The sequence below is a fragment of the Dactylosporangium sp. CA-152071 genome, assembly GCF_050936335.1.
Taxonomy (GTDB): Bacteria; Actinomycetota; Actinomycetes; order Mycobacteriales; family Micromonosporaceae; genus Dactylosporangium; species Dactylosporangium maewongense.
Genome location: NZ_JBNJMZ010000001.1, coordinates 2,140,218 through 2,167,204 on the forward strand (window position 1 = coordinate 2,140,218; position 26,987 = coordinate 2,167,204).

Annotated in this window: 32 protein-coding genes and 3 pseudogenes; 20 read left to right on the top strand and 15 right to left on the bottom strand. The window is 72.3% G+C overall.

Features of this window, described 5'->3' with window-relative positions; all coding sequences use genetic code 11:
• Window positions 1–5: 5 nt before the first annotated feature.
• The gene (locus tag ACQEVZ_RS09245) at window positions 6–725 is read left to right on the top strand and encodes a GntR family transcriptional regulator (RefSeq protein ID WP_433364006.1); all 720 of its coding nucleotides are present in this window, start codon (window positions 6–8) and stop codon (window positions 723–725) included.
• A gap of 17 nt (window positions 726–742) precedes the next feature.
• On the opposite strand, the pseudogene ACQEVZ_RS09250 reads toward ACQEVZ_RS09245, so the two are convergent.
• From ACQEVZ_RS09250 to ACQEVZ_RS09265, 4 genes and pseudogenes are all read right to left on the bottom strand, one after another.
• Window positions 743–907, bottom strand: a pseudogene (locus tag ACQEVZ_RS09250) (aldo/keto reductase); the annotation flags it as partial.
• Between the two features lie 157 nt (window positions 908–1,064).
• The gene (locus tag ACQEVZ_RS09255; RefSeq protein WP_433364009.1) at window positions 1,065–1,469 is read right to left on the bottom strand and encodes a hypothetical protein; all 405 of its coding nucleotides are present in this window, start codon (window positions 1,467–1,469) and stop codon (window positions 1,065–1,067) included.
• Between the two features lie 23 nt (window positions 1,470–1,492).
• Window positions 1,493–2,338: a fumarylacetoacetate hydrolase family protein gene (locus ACQEVZ_RS09260; protein ID WP_433364012.1), complete on the bottom strand. Its 846-nt coding sequence runs from the start codon at window positions 2,336–2,338 to the stop codon at window positions 1,493–1,495.
• Window positions 2,338–2,826 (bottom strand): nuclear transport factor 2 family protein, encoded by a 489-nt coding sequence (locus ACQEVZ_RS09265; RefSeq protein ID WP_433364015.1) that lies wholly within the window; start codon window positions 2,824–2,826, stop codon window positions 2,338–2,340. The genes ACQEVZ_RS09260 and ACQEVZ_RS09265 overlap by 1 nt, the downstream gene beginning before the upstream one ends.
• Window positions 2,827–3,075: 249 nt before the next feature.
• On the opposite strand from ACQEVZ_RS09265, the gene ACQEVZ_RS09270 reads away from it, so the two are divergent.
• From ACQEVZ_RS09270 to ACQEVZ_RS09300, 7 genes are all read left to right on the top strand, one after another.
• Window positions 3,076–3,576: a nuclear transport factor 2 family protein gene (locus ACQEVZ_RS09270; RefSeq protein ID WP_344510508.1), complete on the top strand. Its 501-nt coding sequence runs from the start codon at window positions 3,076–3,078 to the stop codon at window positions 3,574–3,576.
• Window positions 3,576–3,971 carry a hypothetical protein gene (locus tag ACQEVZ_RS09275; protein ID WP_433364019.1) on the top strand — a complete coding sequence of 132 codons (396 nt, stop codon included), beginning with the start codon at window positions 3,576–3,578 and terminating at the stop codon, window positions 3,969–3,971. Before ACQEVZ_RS09270 ends, ACQEVZ_RS09275 begins: the two co-directional genes overlap by 1 nt.
• Before the next feature lie 82 nt (window positions 3,972–4,053).
• A complete protein-coding gene (locus tag ACQEVZ_RS09280; RefSeq protein WP_433364022.1) occupies window positions 4,054–5,667 on the top strand; it encodes an FAD-dependent monooxygenase in 1,614 nt (537 codons plus the stop codon).
• Window positions 5,664–6,557, top strand: coding sequence for an alpha/beta hydrolase (locus ACQEVZ_RS09285; RefSeq protein ID WP_433364025.1), 894 nt, complete (start codon window positions 5,664–5,666; stop codon window positions 6,555–6,557). The genes ACQEVZ_RS09280 and ACQEVZ_RS09285 overlap by 4 nt, the downstream gene beginning before the upstream one ends.
• Complete coding sequence (locus ACQEVZ_RS09290) at window positions 6,554–7,666, top strand: amidohydrolase family protein (RefSeq protein ID WP_433364028.1); 1,113 nt, start codon at window positions 6,554–6,556, stop codon at window positions 7,664–7,666. Before ACQEVZ_RS09285 ends, ACQEVZ_RS09290 begins: the two co-directional genes overlap by 4 nt.
• Window positions 7,667–7,692: 26 nt before the next feature.
• Window positions 7,693–8,559 carry an SDR family oxidoreductase gene (locus tag ACQEVZ_RS09295; protein WP_433364031.1) on the top strand — a complete coding sequence of 289 codons (867 nt, stop codon included), beginning with the start codon at window positions 7,693–7,695 and terminating at the stop codon, window positions 8,557–8,559.
• Window positions 8,556–9,302, top strand: a complete 747-nt coding sequence (locus ACQEVZ_RS09300) for an SDR family oxidoreductase (protein WP_433364034.1) — start codon at window positions 8,556–8,558, stop codon at window positions 9,300–9,302. Before ACQEVZ_RS09295 ends, ACQEVZ_RS09300 begins: the two co-directional genes overlap by 4 nt.
• A gap of 10 nt (window positions 9,303–9,312) precedes the next feature.
• Here ACQEVZ_RS09300 and ACQEVZ_RS09305 read toward each other — a convergent pair whose 3' ends face one another.
• Window positions 9,313–9,588, bottom strand: coding sequence for a hypothetical protein (locus ACQEVZ_RS09305; RefSeq protein ID WP_433364037.1), 276 nt, complete (start codon window positions 9,586–9,588; stop codon window positions 9,313–9,315).
• Between the two features lie 172 nt (window positions 9,589–9,760).
• Between ACQEVZ_RS09305 and ACQEVZ_RS09310 the strand changes: the two genes are divergently transcribed.
• Window positions 9,761–11,824, top strand: coding sequence for a PQQ-dependent sugar dehydrogenase (locus ACQEVZ_RS09310; protein WP_433364040.1), 2,064 nt, complete (start codon window positions 9,761–9,763; stop codon window positions 11,822–11,824).
• Window positions 11,825–11,877: 53 nt separating this feature from the next.
• Here ACQEVZ_RS09310 and ACQEVZ_RS09315 read toward each other — a convergent pair whose 3' ends face one another.
• Together ACQEVZ_RS09315 and ACQEVZ_RS09320 are read right to left on the bottom strand one after the other, a co-directional pair.
• Window positions 11,878–12,069 carry a hypothetical protein gene (locus tag ACQEVZ_RS09315; RefSeq protein WP_433364043.1) on the bottom strand — a complete coding sequence of 64 codons (192 nt, stop codon included), beginning with the start codon at window positions 12,067–12,069 and terminating at the stop codon, window positions 11,878–11,880.
• Between the two features lie 11 nt (window positions 12,070–12,080).
• Window positions 12,081–13,223 (bottom strand): RICIN domain-containing protein, encoded by a 1,143-nt coding sequence (locus ACQEVZ_RS09320; RefSeq protein ID WP_433364046.1) that lies wholly within the window; start codon window positions 13,221–13,223, stop codon window positions 12,081–12,083.
• Between the two features lie 142 nt (window positions 13,224–13,365).
• On the opposite strand from ACQEVZ_RS09320, the gene ACQEVZ_RS09325 reads away from it, so the two are divergent.
• Entirely contained in the window at window positions 13,366–14,205 is an 840-nt protein-coding gene (locus ACQEVZ_RS09325; protein WP_433364049.1) for a carbohydrate-binding protein, read from the top strand.
• A 9-nt stretch (window positions 14,206–14,214) separates the two neighbouring features.
• Here the strand turns inward: ACQEVZ_RS09325 and ACQEVZ_RS09330 are convergent, their stop codons facing one another.
• Window positions 14,215–14,769 carry a class I SAM-dependent methyltransferase gene (locus ACQEVZ_RS09330; protein WP_433364052.1) on the bottom strand — a complete coding sequence of 185 codons (555 nt, stop codon included), beginning with the start codon at window positions 14,767–14,769 and terminating at the stop codon, window positions 14,215–14,217.
• Window positions 14,770–14,813: 44 nt separating this feature from the next.
• On the opposite strand from ACQEVZ_RS09330, the pseudogene ACQEVZ_RS09335 reads away from it, so the two are divergent.
• The 3 genes and pseudogenes from ACQEVZ_RS09335 to ACQEVZ_RS09345 form a co-directional block, all read left to right on the top strand.
• Window positions 14,814–15,005 (top strand): annotated as a pseudogene (locus tag ACQEVZ_RS09335) (AraC family transcriptional regulator); the annotation flags it as partial.
• A 209-nt stretch (window positions 15,006–15,214) separates the two neighbouring features.
• A complete protein-coding gene (locus ACQEVZ_RS09340) occupies window positions 15,215–15,448 on the top strand; it encodes a hypothetical protein (protein WP_433364055.1) in 234 nt (77 codons plus the stop codon).
• Window positions 15,424–15,621, top strand: a complete 198-nt coding sequence (locus ACQEVZ_RS09345) for a helix-turn-helix transcriptional regulator (RefSeq protein WP_433376698.1) — start codon at window positions 15,424–15,426, stop codon at window positions 15,619–15,621. Before ACQEVZ_RS09340 ends, ACQEVZ_RS09345 begins: the two co-directional genes overlap by 25 nt.
• A 76-nt stretch (window positions 15,622–15,697) precedes the next feature.
• Here the strand turns inward: ACQEVZ_RS09345 and ACQEVZ_RS09350 are convergent, their stop codons facing one another.
• Window positions 15,698–16,276 carry a DUF4142 domain-containing protein gene (locus tag ACQEVZ_RS09350; protein ID WP_344510529.1) on the bottom strand — a complete coding sequence of 193 codons (579 nt, stop codon included), beginning with the start codon at window positions 16,274–16,276 and terminating at the stop codon, window positions 15,698–15,700.
• Between the two features lie 85 nt (window positions 16,277–16,361).
• Window positions 16,362–16,556, bottom strand: a complete 195-nt coding sequence (locus tag ACQEVZ_RS09355; protein ID WP_433364058.1) for a hypothetical protein — start codon at window positions 16,554–16,556, stop codon at window positions 16,362–16,364.
• Between the two features lie 23 nt (window positions 16,557–16,579).
• On the opposite strand from ACQEVZ_RS09355, the gene ACQEVZ_RS09360 reads away from it, so the two are divergent.
• Complete coding sequence (locus ACQEVZ_RS09360) at window positions 16,580–17,515, top strand: ABC transporter permease subunit (RefSeq protein WP_433364061.1); 936 nt, start codon at window positions 16,580–16,582, stop codon at window positions 17,513–17,515.
• 20 nt (window positions 17,516–17,535) lie between these two features.
• Window positions 17,536–18,324, top strand: a complete 789-nt coding sequence (locus ACQEVZ_RS09365; protein ID WP_433364064.1) for an arylamine N-acetyltransferase family protein — start codon at window positions 17,536–17,538, stop codon at window positions 18,322–18,324.
• Window positions 18,325–18,525: 201 nt separating this feature from the next.
• Here the strand turns inward: ACQEVZ_RS09365 and ACQEVZ_RS09370 are convergent, their stop codons facing one another.
• Window positions 18,526–19,641: an epoxide hydrolase family protein gene (locus ACQEVZ_RS09370; protein WP_433364067.1), complete on the bottom strand. Its 1,116-nt coding sequence runs from the start codon at window positions 19,639–19,641 to the stop codon at window positions 18,526–18,528.
• A 227-nt stretch (window positions 19,642–19,868) separates the two neighbouring features.
• Between ACQEVZ_RS09370 and ACQEVZ_RS09375 the strand changes: the two genes are divergently transcribed.
• The 5 genes and pseudogenes from ACQEVZ_RS09375 to ACQEVZ_RS09395 form a co-directional block, all read left to right on the top strand.
• Complete coding sequence (locus ACQEVZ_RS09375; protein WP_433364070.1) at window positions 19,869–20,072, top strand: hypothetical protein; 204 nt, start codon at window positions 19,869–19,871, stop codon at window positions 20,070–20,072.
• A gap of 81 nt (window positions 20,073–20,153) precedes the next feature.
• Window positions 20,154–20,765 (top strand): ArsR/SmtB family transcription factor, encoded by a 612-nt coding sequence (locus ACQEVZ_RS09380; protein ID WP_433364073.1) that lies wholly within the window; start codon window positions 20,154–20,156, stop codon window positions 20,763–20,765.
• Window positions 20,743–22,140, top strand: coding sequence for an MFS transporter (locus ACQEVZ_RS09385; protein ID WP_433364076.1), 1,398 nt, complete (start codon window positions 20,743–20,745; stop codon window positions 22,138–22,140). Before ACQEVZ_RS09380 ends, ACQEVZ_RS09385 begins: the two co-directional genes overlap by 23 nt.
• A gap of 41 nt (window positions 22,141–22,181) precedes the next feature.
• Complete coding sequence (locus ACQEVZ_RS09390) at window positions 22,182–23,678, top strand: alkaline phosphatase family protein (RefSeq protein WP_433364079.1); 1,497 nt, start codon at window positions 22,182–22,184, stop codon at window positions 23,676–23,678.
• Between the two features lie 31 nt (window positions 23,679–23,709).
• A pseudogene (locus ACQEVZ_RS09395) lies at window positions 23,710–23,876 on the top strand (GntR family transcriptional regulator); the annotation flags it as partial.
• Window positions 23,877–23,902: 26 nt separating this feature from the next.
• Here ACQEVZ_RS09395 and ACQEVZ_RS09400 read toward each other — a convergent pair.
• The 4 genes from ACQEVZ_RS09400 to ACQEVZ_RS09415 are packed head-to-tail and all read right to left on the bottom strand — an operon-like array spanning window position 23,903 to window position 26,961.
• The gene (locus ACQEVZ_RS09400; protein ID WP_433364082.1) at window positions 23,903–24,670 is read right to left on the bottom strand and encodes a hypothetical protein; all 768 of its coding nucleotides are present in this window, start codon (window positions 24,668–24,670) and stop codon (window positions 23,903–23,905) included.
• Window position 24,671: 1 nt separating this feature from the next.
• Window positions 24,672–25,460, bottom strand: coding sequence for a hypothetical protein (locus ACQEVZ_RS09405; protein WP_433364084.1), 789 nt, complete (start codon window positions 25,458–25,460; stop codon window positions 24,672–24,674).
• Window positions 25,457–26,293, bottom strand: a complete 837-nt coding sequence (locus ACQEVZ_RS09410; RefSeq protein ID WP_433364087.1) for a siderophore-interacting protein — start codon at window positions 26,291–26,293, stop codon at window positions 25,457–25,459. Before ACQEVZ_RS09410 ends, ACQEVZ_RS09405 begins: the two co-directional genes overlap by 4 nt.
• 38 nt (window positions 26,294–26,331) lie before the next feature.
• Complete coding sequence (locus tag ACQEVZ_RS09415; protein WP_433364089.1) at window positions 26,332–26,961, bottom strand: aspartate/glutamate racemase family protein; 630 nt, start codon at window positions 26,959–26,961, stop codon at window positions 26,332–26,334.
• Between the last annotated feature and the right edge of the window lie 26 nt (window positions 26,962–26,987).

The following is a 26,987-nucleotide window of genomic DNA, read 5'->3' on the forward strand; positions in this document are numbered from 1 at the left end:
TATTCGTGGTGTCTGAGGCGTCGCTCGAGAAGTCAGCCGGCCGGGTCGGACTGCGGTCCGTCGCAGGGCCGAACTCCGCCGTGGACCGGGTGACCGCCGAGATCAGGCGCGGCGTCCTCAACGGCACACTGAAGGCCGGCTCGAGCTTCTCGATCGCCGACCTGAGCGTGCAGCTCGGGGTGAGCCACATCCCCGTCCGCGAGGCCCTCCGGCGCCTGGAGACCCAGGGGCTCATCACCCTGCGCCCCGGCCGCAGCGCGATCGTCAACCCGCTCGACCGCGACGAGCTCCGCTCGATCTACCGGCTGCGCAAGCTCATCGAATGCGACCTGGCCGCCCGCGCCTGCATCGGCCTGACCCCCGCCGACCTGGACGAGGCCGAGCGCCTGCTCAAGGCGTTCACCCACTACGAGCTCGACGCCGACGAGTCCTGGGAGATCCACAAGCAGTTCCACCTCGCGCTGCTCCGCCCCGCCCTCACCGAGTGGGACCTGCGCCTGCTGGAGCAGCTGTGGCACGCCTGCGACCGCTACACCCGCGTCGTCTACGAGACCTACCAGATCGACCGCGAGGAGCGCCGCCGCCGCGAGATCGCCCACCGCCTCCTGATCGACGCCGCCCGCACCGGCTCCCCCGCCGAGCTGAAGCTCGCCGTCAACGAGCACCTCGCCGAGCACGAGCTGGCCTGCCTGGAGTGGATGGCCGCCCTCCCCCCGTCGCCCTGACCAGGCGCCCCATGCAGCTGCCAGCTCGCGTAGTTGCTGACCCCGAGGTGCCGGACCTTCCCGGCGCGCACCAGCCCGTCGAGGGTCGACAGCGTCTCCTCCAGCGGGGTCGACTCGTCGAACGCGTGCAGCTGGAGCAGGTCGACGTGGTCGGTGCCCAGCGGGCGCAGGCTCGCGTGCAGGGCGGCGATGATGTGCTCGCGCCGCCATTGTGGTCGGCCGGGAGCCTCCTGCCCACGTGAGCGCTTCCGGCTTCACATCGCGTCGATGTCCGCCGCATGGGCCGGCCGGGGCGTCGCTGCGGCGCGCGGGGCGCCCCGGCCGGCGGTCTTCGACGTGCTAGCGGCCGGCGTGGCGGGCGTAAGCCCGGGCCACGGCGGGGACGAGGGCCAGGGCGGCCGCGTGGTCGAGCTTGTCGGTGCGCTGCTGCATGATGGCTCCCAGGCGGCGCTCCGGCGGGACGTCGTCGCCGCGGGCGGCGACGAGGGTGTGGAAGTGCGGGTTCGCCTCGCCGAAGGTGAGCAGGTAGGTGGCCGGGGCGCCGGTCACCTCGCTGACGGCGGCGGAGAGGTCGCGGGCGCGGCGGCCGTACGTGGCCAGCTCCGCGTCGCTCAGGCCGCCGATCCGCAGGGCGTGGCGGCGGACCCGCAGCACGAACCAGCCGGGGACGTCGAAGCCGTCGAGCACCTCGCACGCCCAGAGGTCGTCACGGAAGACCACCGCGGCATCCTCGAGGGCCTCCATCTCGCAGGGTGTGCAGCCGGCGGTCACGAGGCGCTCCCGGTGACGCGGGTGACGAGCGCGCCGAGGCCCTCGATGGTGCTGACGAGCTCGTCGCCGGGGCGCAGGTAGACGGCCGGGTCGCGGCCGAAACCGACGCCGGCCGGGGTCCCGGTGAAGATGAGGTCGCCGGGGCGCAGCGGCAGGTGCGACGACAGGAACGCCACCAGCGCGGGCACGGTGAAGATGAGGTGCCTGGTGCGTGAGTGCTGGACCTCGTCGCCGTTGCGGCGGCAGCCGATCTCCAGGTCGTCGGGGTCGCCGAGCTCGCCGGGGGTCACCAGCCACGGGCCGATGGGCCCGAAGCCGGGCAGCGACTTGCCCAGGCCGAACTGCGGCGGCGTGCCGCCGGCGAACTGCAGCGTCCGGTCGCTGAGGTCCTGCCCGATCGTCAGTCCGGCGATGTACGACCATGCGTCCGCCTCGGCGACGTGCCGGGCGGGGCGGCCGATCACCACGACCAGCTCCACCTCCCAGTCCACCGTCGAGGACGGCAGGTCGACGGCGCCGGGGCCGGTGATGCAGGAGCTGAACTTGGGGAAGACCATCGGCTGCGACGGCAGCACCATGCCGGACTCGCCGGCGTGGTCGGCGTAGTTGAGCCCGACGCCGAACACCTGCGACGGCCGCGGCACCGGCGGGCCCGCGTCCGGCGGCGGGGGCAGCGGCGGACCGGCCGGCGGGCGGGTGTCGGCCCAGGCCAGGAACTCGTCCCAGTGGTCGAGGACGTCGTGCGGGTCGGGGCCGAACCGGCCGCCGCTGGCGGACGCGACGTCGACCAGGTCGGCGCCCTCCTGGCTGACGAGGCGGCCGGCGACGTTGGCGAGCCGCATCAGTCGAACACCGTGACGACGGCGTCGGCGTGGATGTCGTCGTTGACCCGGTCGGTGTCGTCCGCGCGGCGCCACAGCTCGTAGCCGTTCTCCCGGCAGATCTTGCCGTCGCGCATCTGGAACGCGTGGATCAGCCGCATGCTGCACCGGGTCCCGGGCGGGAACGGGCAGTTGCGGAAGCCCTCCTGCGTGATCGTCAGCTCGAAGATGCTGTCGTCGAAGACCCACTCCTCGGTCGCGAACCGGTGCAGGTTGGTGATCTTGTGGACGTGCATCGCCGCGAAGATCTGCAGGTACTCGGCCTTGACCGTCTCCTTGTCCCGGTGGACGAGGCCGCGGGCCGGGACCTCCCAGACGATGTCGTCGGTGTAGACGGCGATCGCCTGGTCGATGCTCTCCGGGTTCTCGTTGTGGAAGTGCTCGTCCACGGTCGCGTTGTTCAACGCGATGATCGCTTCCCGCTTCTCGGCCTCGGTCTGGGCAGACATGGGTGGCTCCGTTTCTTGCAAAGGAGTGCACGCGCCCGGCAGGGGGCGGACGCTAGAATATATTTTCTAGCCTGACACGCTGCCGAGGCGAGCACAAGACCTTCCGGATCTCGCCCGAACGGCGGAAGCTGCAGCACTGGCCACGCGATGCGAGGAACTCCACCTACGCTGGTTGTGCGAGAACGGATCGTGTGCGAACGTCTGGAGTCAAACGTATATCCTAGCGCCGCCACAGGATGGAGTTGCCCCATGTCTGTAGAGATGGACGCCGGGTCCCCCGAGCTGATCCGCGAGGCGATCATCGCCCGGAACAACGCGACCGTGGACCAGCACTTCCACAACGAGAACCCCGAGGGCATCGACCTCGCCATCGCGGTCTACACCGACGACATCATCTGGGAGGTCCCCGCCCGCGGCCTCCTGCTCAAGGACAAGGCCGAGGTCAAGGCCGAATACCTGAAGATCTTCGACGCCATGCACGTCCACAGGATCACCAACCTCTACCGGTTCGCGACCGAGGAGTGGGTGTTCGACGACAGCATCTTCGAGATCACGGTGAAGACCGACGGGTTCCGCAACTGCCCGTTCCCGCCCGGGACCCGGTGCAGCATGCGGCTGATTCACGCGTTCCAGATGCGCGACGGCAAGATCTGCCGGGAGAACGGCTACGAGCTGTGGCGCCGCGCGGACGACACCGACCGCGTCAACGACGACATCCCGGCCGACGCGAAGGTAACGGTGTTCGACTGATGGCCGTCCTGCTCATCGGCGCGACCGGCAACGCCGGCATCAGCCTGGTCGACACGCGCGACGTCGGCGACGTCTGCGCGGAGCTGCTCACCGAGGACCGCTGGACCGGGCAGACCGTCGTGCTCACCGGCGGGCGTGCGGTCACGTACCGCGAGATCGCCGGCCTGCTCGGCGCCGAGACCGTCGACATCACCCCTGCCGACGTGCGCGCCTCGCTGCTGGAGCGGGGCACCGCGCTGTGGGAGGCCGAGCACTTCCAGGAGATGTACCAGCTGTTCCGCGATGGGCAGTCGGAGTTCGTGACGCCCGACGTCGAACGGGTCCTCGGCCGCGCCCCCCGCACCGTGGAGGACTACCTCCAGGAGCTGGCCGTGTCGACCCCGACCGCCGCATGAGCGGGCAGCGGAGCGGCTCGGCCCGCTCATCGGCGGTACAGGTTGGCTCAGGCCGGCGCCGGAGCGCAGCGGAGGTGACGGCATGAGCGCGGACCTGAGGACCAGCGTGCTGGTCGTCGGCGGCGGGCCGGTCGGGCTGGCCACGGCGATGGAGCTGGACCATCACGGCGTCGCGTCGGTGGTCGTCGAGCCGCGGGAACACGTCTCCTACCTGCGCCCCCGCGCGAAGACGACGTCGGCGCGCACGATGGAGCTGTTCCGCCGGTGGGGCCTCGCCGGCACCGTCCGGCAGCGCGCCCCGCTGCACGTCGAGTGGTCCAAGGACATCGTCTTCTGCATGTCGGTCACCGGCCGCGAGGTGACCCGGCTGACCGGCACGCTCGGGCTCGCCCTCGCCGGCACCGACGTCGCCGCCGAGCCGGGCCAGCAGGTGGCGCAGCCGATCGTCGAGCAGGCGATGCGCGACGCCCTCGGCCGCCCGGAGAGCCACGCGACGCTCCTGCTCGGCCGGCGGGCCGTCGCGTTCGACGAGCGCGGCAGCACGGTGGTGGTGACGCTCGATGACGCGGACGGCACCACGTCGACCGTCGAGGCCGACTACGTCGTCGGCGCCGACGGGCCGCGCAGCGCCGTCCGCACCGCGATGGGCGCGGTGTACGAGGGGTCCAGCCTCCCCCGCCCGAACGTCAGCATCACGTTCGAGTGCGCCGAGCTCGGCGACCTGATCCCGCACGGCAACGCCGTCCAGTACTGGGTGCTCGACCCCGCCGCACCCGGGCTCGTCGGCCGCCTCGACCTCGACGGCACCTGGTGGGCGATCGCCACGGTCCGCCCGGACGAGGACGAGGACGACGACCACACCGGCGAGGTCGACGCCACCGCGCTCGTGCACCGGCTGCTCGGCCGGGAGCTGCCGATCAAGGTGATCGCGACCGACCCGTGGTGGGCACGGACGCTGATCGCCGACAGGTTCCGCCGCGGGCGGCTGTTCGTCGCCGGCGACGCCGCGCACCAGAACCCGCCGTGGGGCGGCCACGGGTACAACACCGGCATCGGCGACGCGGTCAACCTCGGCTGGAAGCTCGCCGCCGTCATCAACGAGTGGGCGCCGGAGGCGCTCCTGGACAGCTACGAGGCCGAGCGCCGCCCGGTCGCGCAGCGGTTCGTCGCGGCCGCCGCGGAGAACGGCAAGAGCGGGCCGGCGGTCCTCTCCGCCGCGGCCGGCCTGACCAGCGGTGGCGCCACCGAGGAGGCCGCCGCGGTCATCCAGGCGGCGAAGCGCACCGAGTTCCACAGCGACGGCCTGGTGCTCGGCGTCGGCTACACCGAGTACGCCGACGTGCAGACCACCAACGGATCCGACTACCTGCCGGTGGCCGCCCCGGGCAACCGGCTCCCCCACACCTGGCTGCCCGACGGGCAGTCCCTGTTCGACCGGCTCGGGCCCGAGCTCACCATCATCGGCCCGGCCTGGCACGCCGCCGCGTTCATCCGCCACGCCGAGCGGCACGGCATCCCCCTGGCCGTGCTCGACGACCCCTCGCTCGGACTGGACGCGTTCTTCAGCGGACGACTGGTGCTGGTGCGCCCCGACCAGCACATCGCATGGATCGGCCGTCCGGTCCCGGACGCCGAGGCCGAGGCCGAGCGGATCGTCGACGAGGCGATCCGCGGAGAATGGAGACACCAACCATGACACCCACCGCCACTCCCTTCACCCACACCGGCGCCGACGGCCTGACGGTCACGGGCCGCCGGAACACCCCGCAGACGCCGGCCGCGGCCGCGCAGGTGCCGCTCATCATCGCGATCCACGGCGGCACGTACACCTCCGAGTACTTCGACATCCCCGGCTACTCGCTGCTGGAGCGGGCCGCCGCGCTCGGGATCCCGGTCATCGCCCTCGACCGCCCGGGCTACCTCGGCAGCACCCACGTGGAGCCCGGCGAGTCGATCATCCTCGCCAACGCGAAGGCCCTCGACCGGGTCATCGGCGAGCTGTGGCAGCGGCACGGCGAGGGCCACGCCGGCGTGTTCGTCATCGGCCACTCCATCGGCGGCGCCGTCACCACCGCCATCGCCGCCGGGCAGCCGAGCTGGCCGCTGCTCGGTATCGCGGTCTCCGGCTGCCTGCTGCAGGTGCCCGACGGCCCGCGGATGGCGTTCGACGCGCTGCCCGACATCCTGATGATCGACCTGCCCGGCCCGATGAAGGACAGCGTCATGTTCGGCCCGGCCTGGACGCACGACACGACGATGCCCGAGCTGAGCCACAGCTCCGACACGTCCGTGCCGCGGGCCGAGCTGATCGACATCAACAACGGCTGGATCTCCCGGGTACGCGAGGTCAACGCCCAGGTCACCGTGCCCGTGCACGCCCGGCAGGGCGAGTTCGACGCGCTGTGGATCACCGACGCCGCCCAGGCCGCCGACTACGCCGCGTCGTTCACGTCCGCACCGGTCGTCGACGGGCGCCTCGTGCGCAACGCCGGGCACTGCGTCGACTTCCACAACGCCGGCGCGGCCCTGCAGCTGAGCCAGCTCGCGTTCGCCCTGGAGGTCAGCGTGGCCAAGGACCCCAGTTGAGCACTGCTCTGCTGAACGCCCGGGTGTTCGACGGGTCACGCCTGGGGGACCCCGCCACGGTCGTGATCGCGAACGGTCTCATCGCACCACCGGGCACGGCGGCCACGGAAACGATCGACGCCCGGGGAGCCGCGCTGCTGCCCGGGCTCATCGACACGCACGTCCACGTCACCGAGGTCGCGCACCTGGAGGCGGCCGCCCGGTGGGGCGTCACCACCGCGCTCGACATGGGGTGCTGGGACGCGGGCATCCCCGGCAGGCTCAAGGGCCTGCCGGGCCTGCCGGACGTCCGCATCGCCGGCAACCTCGCCAACGCGCCCGGCTCGCACTTCGTGAAGCACATGGGGTTCGGGCCGTCCAGCACCGTGACGGGGCCGCAGGACGCGACCCGGTTCGTCGCGGACCGGGTCGCCGAGGGCGTCGACTACATCAAGATCGCGGTCGAGGACCCGAAGATCCCCGGCACGAAGGCGCTGAGCCCCGAGACCGTCGCCGCTGTCGTGGAGGCGGCGCACGCCACCGGGCTGCTGACCATCGCGCACGTGGTCAGCGCCGACACGCTCACCGTCGCCGTCCGGGCCGGCGCCGACATCGTCACGCACACGGCGCTGACCAGCGAGCTGGACGCCGCGTTCGAGGCGCTGCTCGCCCGGCGCCGGGTCGTCATCGTGCCGACGCTGACCATGATGGACGGCGTCGTGCGCAACATCGGCGGCAAGCTGATCATGCGGGTGCTGGGCACCCTGATGCCGGGGATGCGGATGCGGTACGAGCACGCCACCGCGACCGTGTCGACGTTCCGGAAGGCGGGCATGACGGTGCTCGTCGGCACCGACAGCAACGACAACGTCAAGACGCCCTGCCAGGTGCCCTACGGCGAGTCGATCCACGAGGAGCTGCGGCGGCTGGTGGACGCCGGCCTCACCCCGGCCGAGGCGCTGCGCGGCGCCACGTCGGCCGCCGCGGACACCTTCGGCCTGACCGACCGCGGCGTGATCGCCCCCGGCCGCCGCGCCGACCTGCTGCTCGTCGGCGGCGACCCCACCGCTGACATCACCGCGACCCGCGACATCCGCGGCGTGTGGATCGGCGGCACGCGGGTCCGCTGACCGCCCCCTGACGGAAAGGCACCGACATGATCGTGGTCACCGCCGCCAACGGCAACCAGGGGCGGCTGCTGATTCCCAAGCTGCTCGACGCGAAGCTGCCGGTCCGCGCGTGCGTGCGGAGCGTCGAGTCGGCCCGGCGGCTGCACCAGATGGGGGTGCCGGACGTGGTCGTCGGCGACGTCAGCGACCCGGCCGTCGCGGCCCGGGCCGTGCACGGCGCGCAGCAGGTCTACCACATCGGCCCGACCCTGCACCCGCGGGAACGCGAGATGGGCCGCACCGTCGTCGACGCGGCCCGCGCCGCCAGCGTGCGGCACTTCGTCTTCAGCTCGGTGCTGCACGCCATCACCACCGACCTCGTCCAGCACGAGATCAAGCGCGACGTCGAGGAGCACCTGCTGTCCTCGGGGCTGGAGTTCACCATCCTCCAGCCGGCCAACTACATGCTGCCGCTGAAGCTCAAGCCCGTCTTCTCCCGCGGCGTGTTCGAGCTGTCGTGGTCCCTGGAGCGCCGCCAGTCCATGGTGGACCTCGACGACGTCACCGACGTGGCGCGCACCGTCCTCGCCGACGGTGCGCGCCACTACGGCGCCACCTATGAGCTGGCCGGGCCCGGCCGGTACACCGCGCACGAGCTCGGCGAGATCATCTCCCGGGTCCTCGGGCGGCCCGTCGAGGTGCGCCGGATCGACGCCGACACCTACCTGAAGGTGTGGGTCGGCGACGCGGACCCGCGCGAGGTGACCCACCAGCTGCGGGTGCTGCGCTCCATCACCGAGCGGTACAGCAGCCACGACTTCGTCGGCAACCCCAACGTGCTCACCTGGCTGCTCGGCCGCCCGCCCACCACCTTCGAGGCGTACGTGCGCAAGCACGCGAACGGAGTCGCATGAAGCTCACCGGCAACACCGTCCTCATCACCGGCGGCGGCAGCGGCATCGGCCGTGGGCTCGCGGAGGAGCTGCACCGGCGCGGCAACACGGTCATCGTCGCCGGCCGGCGCGTCGCCGCCCTGGAGGAGGTCGCCGCCGCCAACCCCGGCATGCGGTGGGTGCGGCTCGACGTGTCGGACCCGGCGTCGATCGCCGTCGTCGTGCCGCAGCTGATCGCCACGTATCCGGACCTCAACGTAGTGGTCAACAACGCCGGCATCATGTTCGGCGACGACCCGGCCGAGCCGATCGACGACGCGGCGCTGACCGCGATCGTCGCCACGAACCTGCTCGGCCCGATCCGGCTCAACTCGGCGTTCGTCACGCACCTGCGGTCGCTGCCGTCGGCGACCATCGTCAACGTCAGCTCGATGCTCGGCTACGCGCCCCTCGCCTCCTCGACGCTGTACTCGGCGACGAAGGCGGCCCTGCACTCCTACACGCTGTCGCTGCGGTACCGCCTGCGCGGCACCCCGGTGTCGGTGCTGGAGATCGCGCCGCCCTACACGCAGACCCACCTCATGGACGTGAACCTGACCGATCCCCGGGCGATGCCGCTGCGGGACTACCTGGACGAGACCATGGCGGTCCTCGCCACCGACGAGGTCGAGATCCTCGTGCGGCGGGCGGCGGAGCGTCGCGACGCGCAGCGCCCCGACGAGGTCGGGTTCACCACCCGGTTCAACGACCTGATGGGCGGCTGACCGCTTCCGATCAGAACGGGGCGGGGCCGCTGCCGGTCAGCGACATCAGCACCTGGGTCGCCAGGAGGCGCCGAACGCCGGTGACGGCGACCGTGCCGACCTGCTCGTACGGCAGCTCGATCTGCCCGCCGGTCGCGTCGCGCACCTCCGTGCTGACCTCATTGGGGCGGAACGTGCCGCTCCAGCCGCCGGGCGCGCCGCGGTTGTTGGTGTTCAGCGACGCCATGCCGCCGACCCGCGCCCCGGTGGTGAGGATCAGCGTCGCGGGTCCCGAGTAGGTGGCCATGCTGTCGACGGTATCGGCCGGCGGCCGTCCGGGTCCACGGAAGGCCCACTTGAGGGGGGCCTGAAATACGCCTTAAATGCTGCCCCGAGCTGTACTGACAACGTTGACACACGCCTATTTTTGCTCTTCGATCGGAGTTGTCGCACTTTGCACTGATCAATGCATTGGAGGCATGATGCGCATCCCGAAACGGCTGCTGGCGGCGGGGATCGCCGCCGCGGGCGTGATCACCGTCGTCATCGTCGCGGTCCGGGCACCGGCCGAGGCGGCGACCGGCTCGACCGTCGTCAGCGCCGCCTCCGGCCGCTGCCTCGACGTCGTCGGCCAGTCGCAGGCGGACAAGGCCCTCGTCAACATCTACGACTGCAACGGCCAGGCCAACCAGGCGTGGACCTTCACGGCCGCCGGGGAGCTGCGGGTGTACGACTCCCCCAAGTGCCTGGACGTCGCCGGGCACGACACCACCGCCCCGGCGACCGCGCAGATCTACACCTGCAACGGCGGCGCCAACCAGAAGTGGCGGATCAACACCAACGGCACCATCACCGGCGTCGAGTCGGGCCTGTGCCTCGACGTGACCGGCGCCGCCACCGCCAACAGCACGCCGGTCGCCCTGTGGACCTGCAACGGGCAGAGCAACCAGCGGTGGACGACCGCGGCCGGTGACTCGCAGCCGCCGACGGTGCCCGGCAACCCCCGGGTCAGCAACCTCGTCTGCGACGCCGTCACGTTCTCCTGGAACGCGTCCACCGACAACGTGGGCGTCGCGTTCTACGACGTCTTCCACGACGGCCAGCTGATGAAGTCGGTGACCACGCTGTCCACCGACCTCACAGTCGTGCCCGGGGTCACCTGGGGCCTGTACGTCAACGCCCGCGACGCCGCCGGCAACGTCTCGCAGGCCAGCACCACGGTGCCGATCACGCCGCCGCAGTGCCAGGCCGACACCACGCCGCCGACCGCGCCGACCGGGCTCACCGGGTCCGCGTCCGGCACGACCGTGACCCTGCGGTGGACCGCCGCCACCGACAACATCCAGGTCCGCGCGTACGACGTCTACCGCGACAACGCGAAGGTCGGCACGATCACCGGGACCGGCACCACCACCCCCGCGACCACGTTCATCGACAGCGCCCTGGCCGCCAACCGGGCCTACGCCTACCAGGTCGTCGCCCGCGACGCGCAGGGCAACGCGTCGCCGCGCAGCAACACCGCCACCGTCACCACGGGCGCCGCGTGCGGCAGCTCGGTCTGCGCCGTCACGCAGATCGGCACCGACACCGACATCCCGTGGGGCCTCGTCACGCTGCCGGACGGCACGATCCTCTACACCCGGCGCGACGCGCACGACATCGTCCACCTCAACCCCGCCACCGGCGCGAAGAACAGCATCGGCACGGTGCCGAACGTGCAGAACACCGACGGCGAGGGCGGCCTGCTCGGACTGGCGATCTCGGCGAACCACGCGAGCGACCACTGGCTGTACATCATGCACACCTCGCCGTCGGACAACCGGATCGTGCGGATCAGGTACGAGAACGGCACCCTGAACACCGGCAGCGAGCAGGTCCTGCTCAGCGGCATCCTGCGCAACAAGTTCCACGACGGCGGCCGGCTGCGGTTCGGCCCCGACGGCAAGCTCTACGCCAGCACCGGCGACGCGCAGAACGGCGACAACGCGCAGAACCTCAACAGCCTCAACGGCAAGGTGCTGCGGCTCAACCCGGACGGGACCGTGCCGTCGGACAACCCGTTCGGCAACTACGTCTGGAGCTACGGGCACCGCAACCCCCAGGGGCTCGCGTTCGACTCGCAGGGACGGCTGTGGGAGCAGGAGTTCGGCAACGCGATCATGGACGAGACCAACCTCATCCAGAAGGGCGGCAACTACGGCTGGCCGGCGTGCGAGGGCACCAGCGGCACGTGCGGCACCGCCGGGTTCATCGCGCCGAAGCGCACGTACCCGACGGCGGAGGGCTCCTGCTCCGGCATCGCGATCGTCCGTGACGTGCTGTACATCGCCTGCGAGCGCGGCACCCGCATGTACCGCGCGGTCATCAGCGGCACCTCGCTGACGAACGTGCAGGCGTACTTCAACGGCACGTACGGCCGGCTCCGCACCGTCGAACCGGCGCCGGACGGCGGCCTGTGGCTGACCACCAGCACCACCGGCGACAAGGACAGCATCCCGAACAACAGCAACGAGAAGCTCTTCCACGTCGCGCTCGGCGCCTGATGGTTTTGAGCGCAACGGCCCGCCCTCGTCGGGCGGGCCGTTGCGCTTGGTGCTCAGCGCGCCGACCACACCTGCGCGGCGCTGCCGTTGCACTCCCACAGCTGGACGAGGGTGCCGTCGGCCGCGCCGCCGCCGTTCACGTCGACGCCGCCGTTGGATTCCGCGTGTGCGGCGGCCGGTGCCACGAGCGTCATGGCGCCGGCGAGGACGAGCGAGAGCCCGATGGTGATGCGCTTGCGGAGCATGGCGGTCCTCCTCATGAGCGGGCGAACTTCTGGTTGGCGGCGCCGTTGCAGGGCCAGATGACGAACTGGGTGTTGTTGGCGGTGCCGTGGCCGACTACGTCGAGGCACTTGCCGGAGCCCACGTTGATGACCGCGCCGTCCCCGCGGACCTGCCACTGCTGGCCGGCGGTGCCGTTGCAGTCCCAAATCTGCACGGGGGTGTTGTCGGCGGTGGCGCCGCCGGCGGCCTCCAGGCACTTCGTGTCGTAGACCTTCAACGCGTTGGTGGCCGTCGACGTCCACGCCTGGTTGGTGCCGCCGTTGCAGTCCCACAGCGCCGGCCGCGTGCCGTCGGCCTGGCTGATGGCGGGCACGTCGACGCACTTGCCGGACTCCGTGCCGCGCAGGACGCCGTCGACGTCGGCGCGCGCCCACCGCTGGTTGGCGCCGCCGTTGCAGTCCCAGATGACGAGCCCGGTGCCGTTGGTGGTGCCGTGACCGGTCGCGTCCAGGCACTTGCCGGAGCCGGTGTTGACGACGCCGCCGTCCGCGTTCACGGCCCACTGCTGCGCGCCGGAGCCGTTGCAGTCGTAGATCTGCACGACGGTCCCGTCCGCGGTCCCGCCGCCGTTCACGTCGAGGCACTTGGTGCCGTACACCTGCAGCTGCCGCGACGGCGTCAGGCTCCAGCTCTGGTTGGCGCCGCCGTTGCAGTTCCACAGGTTGACGGCGGTGCCGTTGGTGGTGCCGGCGCCCGGGACGTCGACACAGAGGCCGGACTCCTGTCCCTTGAGGACGCCGCCGAGGTTGCCGTCGGCGTTGCGGGTGACGCTCAGGTTGTCGAACTGGTCGGTCTGGTAGCCGACGACCCCGACGCCGACCTGTCCGGACACGAACGACCGGTCGGTGACGGTGCCGAGCGTGGCGCCGTCGGCGGTGGCGGTGATCTGGTTGCCGCTGAAGCCGAGCTTCAGGTTGTGCCAGGTGTTGAGGCCCAGCGCGGCGCGGGTGCCGGACGCGAGGGTGGTCAGGACGCCGCCGGTGGAGTTCTTCGCGATCGACCAGGCACCCGTGTCGCTGATCCGCAGCTGGTACGCGGACTGGTTGCGCTGCGGCCGCTTCTGCACGCCGGCCCGGCCGAGCAGCGTGACGGTGCCGGCCTGTTGCAGGTTCACGTCCAGGCATTTACAGAATGTGCGCTGCTGCAAATGCACCATGATCGCGGTGTTACGTCCATCGACCAGTGCCGATTGCCTTGCCTAGTGTCGCGGTCGGGCCCGTTACGAGCGGGCCGACCAGCGAACCGAGGAGCCGGCAATGACAGGCCAGCACGACGACGCCGCCCTGGACGAGAACCGTCCGGGCGGACCCGCTCTGACCCGCAAGCAGCTGCTGCGCGCCGCGCTCGTCGCCGCGCCGGTGCCGATCCTGCTCGCGGGGGTGCCCGCGCTCGCCCGGGACACCGACCAGGTGAGCCTGGCACCGACGCCGATGTGCGACGACGGCGACGACGAGACGCCGCCGCAGATGGAAGGCCCCTACTTCAAGCCCAACTCGCCGCAGCGGACCGCGATCGCGACCGGCCTGCCCGGCACCCGGCTCACGGTGTCCGGCTACGTCTTCGGTACGTCGTGCAGCCCCGTCGCCAACGCGTTGTTGGATTTCTGGCAGGCGGACAACGCCGGCGCGTACGACAACGCGGGATACCGGCTGCGCGGCCACCAGTACACCAACGGGCAGGGGGCGTTCAGCCTCACCACGATCGTGCCGGGACTCTACCCGGGGCGGACGCGGCACATCCACGTGAAGGTGCAGGCGCCCGGCCAGCCGATCCTCACCACGCAGCTGTACTTCCCGGGCGAGCCGCGCAACTCGACCGACAGCCTCTACGACCCGCGGCTGCTGATGACCGTCCGGTCCGTCAGCGGCGGCCGGGAGGCGACGTTCGACTTCGTGCTGGACGTGCCGACCACCCCGCCGACCACGCCTCCCACCACGCCTCCGTCGACCCCTGGTGGCACGTGGGCCGCCGGTCAGGTGTACGCCGCCGGCGCCCAGGTCACCTACGCCGGGGTGGCGTACCGCTGCCTGCAGGGGCACACCGCGCAGCCCGGCTGGGAGCCGCCGAACGTGCCGGCCCTGTGGCAACGCCTCTGACTGTTGGATTCATGGGTGCTTCGCGGCACGGAATCGCAGGGAGGGGCCGCCGGTGCTGACGGCCGGGTCGGGGAAACCGGCCCGGCGCAGCCTTTCCGGGAGGGTCGCGGGGTCGACGGGCACCATGACGTCGCCGAGGTGCAGCAGCCGGAAGCGACGGCTCACGAGGCTGTCGCTGCCGGCGAACACACCGCCCGCCGTCAGCACCCGGCACGCCTCGGCGAACAGCCGGTCCTGCAGCTCGCGCGACGGCACGTGGTGCAGCATCGTGAAGCACACCACGGTGTCGAAGCTGCCGTCCGGGAACGGCAGGTCCGTCCCGTCGCCCCGCACGACGTTGCCGAACGTCGCCCGCAGCCGCGCCACGTGCCGTGGGTCGATCTCCACGGCGGTCAGGTCCGCACAGGCACGCGCCAGGACGCGGGTCGTCGCGCCGAACCCCGGCCCGATCTCCAGCACCCGGCCGTGCAGGGGGACACCGTTGAGCGCCCACGGCAGCAACCGGCGCTCGACGGTCCTGCCCCAGCGGGCGGAGCGGCACAGGACGTTGTGGATGCCGTTCATGGTTGCGACGGTACGATGGCCGCCCGCCGCTACACTGCCAACCGATGTCGAGTTCCGGCCATCCGGTGATCGTCGCGCGGGACTTCCAGCTCGCGGCGGGCACCAGGTTCCCCGTGCACCGCCACGCGACGCACCAGCTGACGTGGGCGGCGAAGGGTGTCGTCAGCGTCACCGCGCCCGGCGGGGTCTGGGTGCTGCCGACGACGCGGGCGCTGTGGATCCCGGCGGGCACGCCGCACGCCCTGGAAGGTGGGCCGGCGGTGGCCCGGGCCGTCTACGTGGACCGGGCCCCGCGCGGCTTCCACGCCCCGACCGTCTGGTCACGGCATTGCTGCGGGAGCTGGCCGCGCACCTCGCGACGTTCCCGCCACTTCCTGCTACCCCTTCGGATGCCGCTGCCGCTGCCGCTTCGGCTTCGGCTTCGGATGCCGCTTTCGCTGGGCCTGTGCGGTCCTCTGAGGCCGCGCGGCGGCGGGCGGAGGCGGTGCTGCTGGATCTCCTCCAGTCGGCGGGGGTCGCGACGATCGACGTGCCGATGCCCGCCGACCCGCGGGCGCTCCTGGTCGCCGAGGCGGTCGTCGCCCGCCTTCCGACGGGCGCGACCTCGACGGCTGGGCCCGGCACGCCGGCGCGAGCGCCCGGACCCTGGCGCGGCTGTTCACCGACGGCACGGGGATGAGCTTCGGCCGCTGGCGCACCAACGTCCGGCTCCGCGCGGCCCTGTCCCTGCTCGCCACCGGCACGCCGGTCGCGGTGGTGGCGCGACGGGTCGGCTACCGCTCGCCGAGCGCGTTCATCGCCGCGTTCCGGCAGGCGTTCGGCGTCTCCCCCGGCGCCTACTTCAGCCTCTGATTCCGCCTCAGTCACACTCAGATCCGCGCCGCAGCCGCGCTCAAATCCGTGCCGCAGTCGCCCGCCGATCCGGGCCTCAGTCGCCGGGGATCGGGATGGGCGTCGGCAGCGGCACGGGCGCGGTACACCGGACGTCGGCGAGCGTGTCGGCGATCATCGTCTGGTGCTCGCGCAGCAGCGGCAGCGCCTTCCGCGCGAACGTCTTCAGCTTCGCGTTGCGCCCCTGGTCCGCCTCCTTCTCGAACGCCCCGATCGCCGCCACGTGGTCGAAGTACTCGACCGGCGCGTACGAGCAGTCGAACACCGGCCCGGTCGTCGTCCCGAACAGCGTCAGGATCGCGTCCTGCTCCTCGCTCGGCGCGTCCGGCACCTCCAGGCCCAGCTCCTTCCCCAGCGCGGTCAGCTCCGCGCCCGCCTTCGTATGGTCCGCGACCATCCGGTTGCCGAAGGCGCGCACCCCCTTGTCGTGCGCCTGCTGCGCGGCCATCCGGCCGGCGGCGACCTCGAACGCGCCCCCGTGCCCGGCCTCCGCGACGAACGCCCGGTCCTGCGCCGAGACCCGTCCCCCCGCGGCGGACGCCGGGGCCGCGGCCCCGGTGGCGGCGAGCGCGACGGCGGCGGGCAGGGCACAGAGCCGGATGAGTGCGGCACGCATGGCATTGACCTCCAATGTTGGCGGCGTTGTCTCACGTACCCTTTTCCAACCCACGACGCCACTAACTCTCAGTACGGGTGCAACTTCAATCCGTCACGTACTGCCAGACGGCGTCCCAGCTGATCGGGAAGTCATGCCCCGCGAGCCGCACCCAGTACAGGTCCTCGTCACCGGCCCGCTGCGGCAGCACCGCCACCACGGTCCGCCGCTCGCCCGGCACCCCCGGGAACTGGAGCTCGTCGCCGACGCGTGGGAGGGGCGGCGGCTCGTACCAGAGCAACCGCCGCCCGAAATGCTCCAGCCGTGCTGGTGACGGGGGGTGCGGTCGCAGTGCTCGCCGTGTATCTGATCGTGCTCGGGGTGCAGATCCGCGACGGGCATCACGACGCTGTCGCAGGGTGCGGGGATGCGTGTGGATCGGCGTTGCGGGAGTTTCAGTCGCGGTTCGAGGGGCGGCTGTATCTCGTGGACGCGTTGCTGGTCGTGACGCCTGCGTTGCTCGGCATGTTCTGGGGGGCGCCGCTCGTCGCCCGGGAATTGGAGTCGGGCACGTATCGGCTCGTCTGGAACCAGAGTGTGACCCGTCGCCGTTGGCTGGTCGTGCGCCTGGGCGTGGTGTGCGTCGCGGCGGCGGCGGTGACCGGGGTGTTCAGCCTGCTGTTGACGTGGGCGGCGCGTCCCTACGACGCGGTCGCCGCGGATCGGTTCGACGCGGTCATGTTCGGCACGCGCAACCTGGTGCCGGTCGCGTACACCTGCTGCGGCGTCGTGCTGGGTGCGCTGTGCGGGCTGTTACTGCGGCGCACGGTGCCGGCGATGGCGTTGACGGCGCTGCTGTTCGCGGCGGTGCAGATCGCGATGCCGATCGTGGCACGGCCGCACCTCGCGGCACCGGTGCACGGGTCGCAGGTCATGTCCGCGGAGGCCATCCGAAACCTGAGCTTCCTCGGCAAGGATGCGGACGTCGAGGGGCTCAGCGTGCCGAACACCTGGATCGTGTCGAACAGCCGGCTGCTGACCGCGGACGGCGAGGCGGTCGGGCTCGATCGGTACAACGGCTGCCTGTCGGGGCAGTTCGACGTCATGGCGCAGCGCCTCGCCGCCCTGGACCTGCATGTCGAGGTCGCCTATCACCCTGGTGAACGCTACTGGCGCTTCCAGTGGCTGGAGTCGCTGCTGTACGTGACGGCGGCGCTCCTGCTCGCCGCGCTCGCGCTGTGGCGGATCAGGGTGGCGTGACGGCGACGTAGGCTGGCGCGATGGACTCCTACCTGCAGAGGATCGGCGTGGCACGGCCAGCCGTCGCCGACCTGGCCGCGCTGCGGGTGTTGCAGCGGGCGCACCTGATGGCGGTGCCGTTCGAGAACCTGAGCGTGCACCACGGAGAAGAGATCGTGCTGGAGTCCGCCGCGCTCGTCGCGAAGGTCGTCGACCGGCGGCGCGGTGGGTTCTGCTACGAGCTCAACGGTGCGTTCGCGGCGTTGCTGGCGTCGCTCGGGTACGAGGTGACGTTGCACTCGTGCCGGGTGTGGACGGGTGAGCGGTTCGGGGTGCCGTTGGATCACATGGCGCTGCGGGTGCAGCTGGATGCGCCGTATCTGGTGGACGTCGGGTTCGGCAGGTTCGCCCAGCACCCGTTGCGGATGGACGTCGCCGGTCCGCAGGCCGACCCGGCGGGCGTCTTCGAGGTGCTGCCCGACGGGGCCGACCTGGCGGTCCGCGGTGACGGAGGATGGGAGTACCTGCTGGATCAGCGGCCGTACGAGCTGAGCGACTTCACGCCGCTGAGCTGGTGGCACCGGACGTCGCCGGCGTCGCACTTCACGCGGCAGCTGACCTGCTCGGTCGTGACGGACACCGGCCGGGTCACGCTCAGTGGGCGCACCCTGATCACCACGACCGCTCCCGTCGGCGGGAATGGTGATCACGGTGGCGGTGGTGGACGGACGGAGCGCGTTCTGAAGGACGATGCCGAGGTGCTGGCGGTGTACCGCGACACGTTCGGCATCACGCTGGACACCGTGCCGGTGGTCAACGCGCGCGGCTGAGGCGGCAGGCAGGCTCAGCGGCGAGCCCGTCGCCACGAGCACCTGTTCTCCACTGTGGACAGTGGGGGGCGTGATCGGTGTCGACCCGGTCCCGCGACGAGGCGCCTGAATTGACTGCCCGCGGCAATGGCAGCGATTCGGACGGCGGGACCGGGGCGACAGCGGCCAGGGCGGCCGCAGCTAGGGCAGCCGCGGGCCGGGTCAGCGCACGGTGCGGAAGAAGGTGCGGACCTCGTCGACGAACAGGTCGGGCACTTCGAGGGCCGCGAAGTGGCCGCCGCGGTCGTACTCGGCCCAGTGGGTGATGTTGTTCAGCTGCGACGCGAACTGGCGGATCGCGATGTCCTCGGCGAAGTTCGCCACGCCGGTCGGCACCGTGGAAGGGGTCGGCCAGTTGTGGGTGTGCATCGACTCGTAGTACATCTGCGCCGACGACGCACCGGTGTTGGTGAGCCAGTAGAGGGTCGCGTGGGTCAGCACGTGCTCGGCGTCGATCGAGCCGGCCGGGTGGGCCCAGTCGTGGAACTTCTCGCCGATCCAGGCGAGCTGCCCGACGGGTGAGTCGGCGAGGCCGAAGCCGAGCGTGTGCGGCTTGCTGGCCTGGATCTGGAAGTAGCCGTTCCCCGAGTCGAGGAAGCGCTGCATCCGGTCGAGGCGCGCCTGCTCGGCGTCGGTGAGCACGGTGCCCTCGGGCAGGCCGCCGAACGGGATGAAGCCGGCCGTCGCGGCGTTGACGTGCACGCCGACGACGTGCTCGGGTGCGACGCGGCCGAGGTCGGGGGCGATGAACGCGCCGAAGTCGCCGCCCTGCGCGCCGTAGCGGTCGTAGCCGAGCCGGGCCATCAGCTCCGCGTACGCGGTGGCGATCCGCCGGGCGTCCCAGCCGGCCCCGGCCGGCCCGGTGAAGCCGAAGTTGGGGTGCGACGGGATCACCAGGTGAAACGCGTCGGCCGGGTCGGCGGGGTTGGTCAGCGGCTCGATGACCTGGAGGAACTCGGCGAACGAACCGGGCCAGCCGTGCGCCAGCAGCACCGGCAGCGCGCCGTCGTGAGGGGACCTGACGTGCAGGAAGTGGATGTCCTGGTCGTCGATGCGGGTGGTGTACTGCGGGTGCCGGTTGATCTGCTCCTCGACCGCGCGCCAGTCGAACTTCGTCCACTGGTCCACGAGCTCCCGCAGGTGCTCGACCGGCACGCCCCGCTCCCAGCCCACCCCCGGCACCTGCGCCGGCCAGCGGACCCCGGCGAGCCGCCGGCGCAGGTCGTCCAGCTCCGCCTGGTCGACATGGATCCGGAACGGGGTGATCTCGTTGCCCATCGCACGCACTCCTCGGTCATCAGCTTCGGGCATCCCTGCCCGCTACGGCACAGCCTGCTCGCAGATGCGGCCAGCTTCGGGCCTGATTTGTCGGCGCCGGGGGCGAAGTTTCGGGGCCATCATCGCGACGCGGGTCTTCGAGCCGGCGGCCGGACGTTCCGTGGTCGGCGACTGGTCGAGCCAGCCCGCAGAGCAGGACGGTCAGGAGGAGGAACAGCACGAAGTCCATGACGCCGAGTCCGGTGCTCATGACCGCCGGCGTCCGGCTCGACGCGCCCGGTGCAGTGCCGCCGCTGCCGCCCGCCATCGCCGCGACGCTCGTGCTGTCGGTCGGCACGGTCCGTGACCTCCTGATGTCCGCCGGGACGAAGCTGCACGCGCGCAACCGCGTCGACGCGATCCGCATCGCGACCGAGACCGGCTGGATCTGAAGTCTGAAAGACTCTTTCACATCGCACTGATCTGTGGCACTCTGAAAGTCACTTTCAGAGTTGAAGGAGTTGGAGGACACGGTGGGCAGAGAAGCGCGGCGGACGCTCAGCGAGCCGGAGGAGCTGCGGACCCTGGCCCACCCGGTGCGCTACGAGCTGCTGAGCCACCTCATCGCCACCGGCCCGGCGACGGCGTCGCAGTGCGCGCGGGCGGTCGGCGACACCCCGTCCAACTGCAGCTACCACCTGCGCGCCCTCGCCAAGGCGGGCCTCGTCGCGCCGGACGACACGAGCGAGCGGGACGGACGCGAGCGGCCCTGGCGGGCCCTGGTCACCGGCTTCTCCGTGCAGCCGGACGCCGACGCGGACTCCCCGGAGGGCCGGCAGGCGGCCACCATCGCCGCCCTCAGCGTCCAGCGCGACCAGCGCCTCGTGCGCGACTGGCTGGCCCGCCGCGACAACGCCCCCGCGCGGTGGCGGGACGCCGACCACTACGGGCTCTACACGCTGAAGGTCACCCCGGACGAGCTGCGGGTCCTCGGCGACCAGATCGACGCGCTGATCCGCCCCTTCATCGCCGCGACCCGCGACGATGACCCGGACGGCGCCCAGATGGCCCACCTGGGCTTCCACGGCTTTCCGCTCATGCGCGACAACGAGGAGGGGCCCGATGCGGCCACTGCGACACCGTGACTTCCGGCGGCTCTGGCTCGCCGGCCTGATCTCCGACTCGGGCGACTGGCTGCTGCTGGTCGCGCTGCCGATTCTCGTGTACCAGCTGACCGGCTCGTCCCTGCAGACGTCGTTCGCGTTCCTGATCGAGCTGGCACCCGCGGTCCTGCTCGGCCCCGTCGCCGGGCACCTCGCCGACCGGTGGGACCGCCGCCGGCTGCTGGTCACGGTCGTGACGGTCCAGGCGGCCGCGCTGCTGCCGCTCCTGTTCGTCCACGACCGGGGCGACCTGCCGATCCTCTACGCGGTGATCGCCGTCGAGGCGGCCGCGCTCGCGGTGTTCGGCCCGGCCAGGAACGCGCTGCTGCCGACCCTGATCCCCGCCGCGGAGCTGGTGCCGGCCAACGCCCTGCTCGGCTTCGGCCAGAACGCGGGCCGGCTGGTGGGCGGCCCGCTGGGCGGCCTGCTCCTGGCGGTCAGCGGATTGCCCGTGATCGTGGCGGTGGACCTGGTCACGTTCCTCGCGGCCGGCCTGCTGATCGCGGGCGTCGCCGGCGGGGCACGCGAGGCCGCGGATCCGCAAACCCCGGGTGGCGGCGGCCTCGGCGGGCGCCGGGTCTGGTCCGCGCTGGGGGTCGCCGCGCTCTGCGGCACCGCGCAGGGCGTCTTCGTCGTGCTGTTCGTCGTGTGGGTCGCCCGCGAGCTGGGCGGCGGCGCGGCCGAGACCGGCCTGCTGCGCGGGGTCCAGGCGATCGGCGCGATCACGCTGGGCCTGCTGCTCGCCGTGGCCCGCCGCTCGCCGGCGCCCGGCACGCTGATCGCCGTCGGCGCCGGCGCCTTCGGGCTGCTGTCGCTGGCGGTGTGGAACGGGCCGCTCGTGACGACGGCCCTTCCGGTGTACGTCGCGCTGTTCATCCTGGTCGGCGCGCCCGGCGTCGTCATGATCACCGGGCTGGTGAGCCTGTTGCAGCAGGAGACCCCCGACGGCGCCCGGGGCAAGGTGTTCGGGGTGTTCGGCGCGGTCTTCGAGGGCAGCAGCGGCGCCGGCATGCTCGCCGCCGGCCTGCTCGCCGACCGGCTCGGCGTCGTGCCGCTGCTGAACGGCCAGGCCCTGCTGTACCTCACCGCCGCCGCGACCGCGACAGCCCTCCTGCGCCCCGCGAAGCCGCACCCCGCGACCGCGACCCCCGACAAGCCGCACGCCGCGAACGCGACCCCCACCAAGCCGAATCCCGCGACCGCGACGGCTCCGCCACGGCCCGCGGAGCCGCTCCCCGTCGCATCCGGCGAAGCGGCCGGCGTGGCGGCAGTTCGTACACCTGCCGAAAACGCGAATTGGTCCGGACCTGTTATCCAGGAGCCCGCCTTGCGGGGGGACGCCGTTCATCCTGATTGATTTCGATGCGTTGCGACGCGACCCCGACTCGGAGGTTTTCGATGCAACGATCGATCGTGGCCGGCGCCCTCGCCACCGGCCTGGCGCTCACCGGCGCCGCGCTCGTCACCACCGCAACGCCCGCGCACGCGGCCGCGCCCGTCAAGAAGCTGCTGGTGGTCGGCATGGACGGGCTCAACTGGGCGGCCGTGGTCGCCGCGAACGCGCCCAACCTCGACGCCCTCGCCGCCGGCGGCACCCTCGGCGAGAGCCTGGTGTACTGCCCGGGCGTCGCGGCCTCCTCCAGCGGGCCCGGCTGGTCGACGATCGCGACCGGCGTGTTCCCCGACAAGCACGGCGTGAAGGACAACACGTTCGCCGGCAAGCAGTACGGGACCTACCCGGACTTCCTTACCCGCCTGGAGAGCGCGAACCCGGCCTACCGCACCTACTCGGCGGTCGACTGGGCGGTGCTGCACACGCAGGGCACGTTCGGCACCGCGATCGACACCCGCGTCACGTTCGACGGCGACGCCGAGGGCTACGTCAGCGCCGACGCGAAGATCACCTCCGACGCGGTCAACCGGCTGCGCAACGAGAACCCTGACGCGTCCTTCGTCTACCTGGGCAACACCGACGTCGTCGCGCACGCCAGCGGCACCGGCACCGCGTACCGGACCGCGATCGAGAAGCAGGACCAGCAGCTCGGCCAGCTGCTCGCGGCGATCGCGGCGCGCCCCACGTACAGCGGCGAGGACTGGTTGGTCGTCGTCACCACCGACCACGGCCACGCGAACCCCGGCGGCGGCCACGGCGGCTGCGGCATCGACGAGCGTCGCACGTTCGTCCTCGCCAAGGGCACCGGCGTCGCGGCCGGCGCGCGGCCGGTCGACACCCGCCTCGCCGACGTCGCCTCGACCGCGCTCGGCCACTTCGGCGTGAGCGCCGCCCTGGACGGCAAGCCCGTCTCCGTGCGGTCCACCGATGCGTTCGACACCCTCGCGCCGTCACTGCAGACGCGGGTCGACGAGACCGGCATCCCGGCAACGCTCAAGGGCTGGACGCCGACCGCGCCCGCGGGCTGGTCGGTCGACCGCAGCCGCATGCCGTCCGGCGGGGTCACCGAGTGGCGCGGCTGGAGCTTCACCACCGACGAGTTCTGGAGCCGGGCGCAGAGCGGCCAGGAGCGGGAGAACGCGCTGCGCACCCGCGGCGTCTTCGCCGTCGCCGACTCCGACGAGTTCAACGACAAGGCCGGCGGCACCAGCTATGACTCGACGCTGCTGTCCCCGTCCTACACCGTGACCGCCGGCAGCACGGTCCGGCTCAACTACGTGACGCACTACCGGCAGGAGGGCGCCCAGAAGGCCGACGTCCTCGTGTCGTTCAACGGCGGCGCCGACGTGCTCGTCAAGCGCTACAGCGCCGACGCGCGGGCGAAGGTCGAGTCGCTGCCCGTGACGGTCCCGGCCGGGGCGACCCGGATGGTCGTCAAGTTCCGCTACTACGACGCCAACAACAACTGGTACTGGGCGATCGACGACCTGCGCATCGCGTAACCCCTGCCCGCGGGGCCCTCACGACGGCCGTGAGGGCCGCCTGCGCGCCTACCGGGGCGGTGGCACGTTCGTCGCCGCCCCGGAGCTGATCCAGCCGCTGGAGCTGGTGTCGTGCACCGAAGCGCTGCGCGACACGGGCAGCGGCCGGGCCGGCGGGTCGTCACCACCGAGCGGATCCCCGCGGGGGCCGCGCTCGCTCCACCGCGGCGACCGGATCGGCTTCGTCACCCGCCTGCGCGCCTCCTGAGCCTGCCGCCGGAGGTTTGAGGCGAGGCCGGCGGCGGCGGGCACATCCGTTCCGGAGCGACGGGTTCGGAGCACAGGATGCACCAGGTGGCGGGGACCGTCTCGTGGCCCATCGCCGCGTAGACGATGGGGTCCGCGTGGTGCGCCAGGTGCGGCACCCGGCCGAAGTGCCGGACCGTCCACAGGTCCTGCCCGCCGCCCCAGGCGTGCAGGGTCGCCTCGACGGCCGTGTCGTCGTCGCGCCACCACAGGTCGGCCGGGCCGCTCGCCTCGGGCACCGCGGGCGGCAGCAGCCGCTCGTCCGCGACCGGTGCGACGAGTGGCGGCGTCCGGCAGGTGTACGTGCGGTGCGGCCACCCCTTGACCTCGACCAGCAGCGCGTGCTTCTCGATGCGCTGCTCGACGGAGCGGTCGATGACGCGGAACGGCCAGCTCCCCAGGTCCAGCGCGGTGCGGCCGTCGAGGAGCACGTCGACGGGCCAGGTCCAGGCGCCGTCCAGGATGCCGGTGAACGCGGGGCCCAGGGGTGTGTCGTGGACCTCGACCTCGCCGTCGAGGCCGTGCTCCATCGGGTTGCCGCCGATGACCCGGTACCACAGGCCGCCGTAGCTCGCCTCGAACCGCACGAGCGCCTCGACGGCGTCGCCGGGCAGGTCTCCCGCGGCGGCCCGGATCGCGGCTTCGGGCATCGGAGGGTGCCGGGTGGCGTGCTCGGCCAGGAACCGCTTGGCGCGGGCGGAGAGCATGTCAGCCCGACGCCAGGGCGGGCTCGGCGCGGCGGGACAGGGCCCAGCGCCAGGCGAGCTGCACCGCCAGGGTCACGGCGAGCGCGGCGGCGAACGTGGCCGGGGTGCCGAGGCGCTCGACGAGGACGGCTACGAGCAGGCAGAAGACGGCGAAGCCGAGCAGGCCGCGCGGGACGCCGCGCAGCGTCTCAACCGCGCCGTCGGTGCCCTGCTGGGCGAGGACGAAGGCGGCGACGACGCTGGTGGCGATCGGGAACGGGGCGAGGACACCGGTGAACGACGGGCCGACCGTCTCGGCGGCGGTCGTGACGGTGACGACCAGGGCCGCGGTCGCGAAGGCCCGCCCCGGCAGGTCCCACCAGGGCCAGGACGGCGACTGCTCCGCGGACGAGACCGGTGCCGCGGGGAAGACGCGGAGGGCGAGCCAGGCCGCCGCCAGCACGATGGCGAAACCCGCGAACGGAGGAACGGTCAGGCGGGCGAGGGCGAGGTCCAGGGCGAGCGTCGCGAGCCATGCGGCGGCGAGGGAGCCGACCCAGCCGGTGCGCCGCGAGCACCAGGCGAAGACGACCGTGAACGCCGCGAGGGACACCAGGCCGAGCAGCGCCGACGACGCGGCCCGGGCGCCGAACCGGGGGCCCTGCTCGAGGCAGGTGACGAGCAGGATCGGGCCGGCGACGATCGGCAGCGCGACCAGGGTGCCGGCGACGGGGGCGCCCCAGCGGCGGCCGGCGAGGGACGAGGCGACGACGAGGAGCGGGGCGAGCAGCAGCTTCAGCAGCAGGGTCACTGCTGCCGGTCGCCTTCCTGCTCCGCCTCGACCTGGGTGTTCCAGTCGCGCTTGGAGGCCTGCCAGCCGTCCTCGTCGTGGCCGAGGCGCCAGTACCCGGAGATCGACAGCCGCTCCATGGGCACCCGGCGGTCGAGGCGCAGGTAGCGGCGCAGCTCCTTGACGAAGCCGGCTTCGCCGTGGACGAACGCGTGGACGTCGTCGCCGCGCCACTCGGCGGCCGTGACGGCCTCGACGAGCGCCGCGCCGACGGGCCGGCCGCCGCGGCGCAGCCAGGTGACGCCGGGGATCTTCTGCTCCTCGCGGGCATCGGCGACCTCGACGAACGCCTCCACGACGGCGTCCGGGGCAAGGCGCTCCAGGGCCGCGGCGATGGCCGGCAGGGCGCTCTCGTCGCCGGCGAGGAGGTGCCAGCCGGCGGCCGGGTCGGGCGCGTACTTGCCGCCGGGTCCGCCGAAGGACACCTCGTCGCCGGGGTGGGCGGCGACCGCCCACTGGGCGGCGAGACCGGTGTCGCCGTGGATGACGAAGTCCAGGGTCAGCTGGCGCGTCACCGGGTCCCAGTCGCGCACCGTGTACGTGCGGGTGACGGGCCACTGCTCGCGGGGCAGCTGCTCGCGGATCGCGGCGAGGTCGAACGGGCTCGGGTAGACGACGCCGGCGGGCGGGAACATCAGCTTCACGTAGTGGTCGGTGTACTGCCCGGCGTCGAACCTGTCGAGACCCTCGCCACCGAGCACGACGCGGTGCATGTTCGGGGTGAGCCGCTCGGTGCGGACCACCCGGCCCGTGTGTGCCTGTGGTGCCCGCCGGGCGGGTCGCTCTGCCGTCACCCGTCCACGGTATACGCCCGGCGGATCTTCCCCGCAGGTCAGGTCGGGGTGACGGCGACGGCGCGGGCGACGGCGGTCCTGGGGCTGCTGAGCACCGGCAGGTCCGGCACGAGGTCGGCGGCCGGGGCCATGCTCGCCTGTGCGAGGACGACCACGTCGGCGGTCGCGGCGACGGTCCGGACGTGCCCGGCGACCCGCCGGACGTACGCGTCGAGGTCCCCCGACTCGAACAGCGCCCACGCGTCCAGGCACGGCGCCTCGACGATCTCGACGGTCACACCGGCCAGCGCCGCGCACTCGCGCAACAGGCCGGTCGTGGGCGCGAGGGTCGAGGCGAGCGCGGCGACGACCGCGATCCGGCCTCCCCCGGCGACCGCCGCCTCGGCCATCGGCCGGTCGACCCGCAGCACCGGCACGCCGGCGTCGACGGTCTCGGCGAGCCCGCCGATCGTGGAGCAGGTGCAGACGATGACGTCCGCGCCGTCCGCCGCGAGTCCCCGCAGGCGCGCCACGACCCGCTCCCCCACGTCGGCGCCGGCCCGCGCGTCCTCCAACAGCGCCGCGTCCACGACGTGCAGCCCCCGCGCGTCGGGTGCGGCGCCGGCGAGGAGCGTGCGGAACGTCGCGACGTGGACGTCGGCCGTGTGCAGGAACCCGATGATCGGCACGCCCCCCAGCATTCCACGATTGCTGT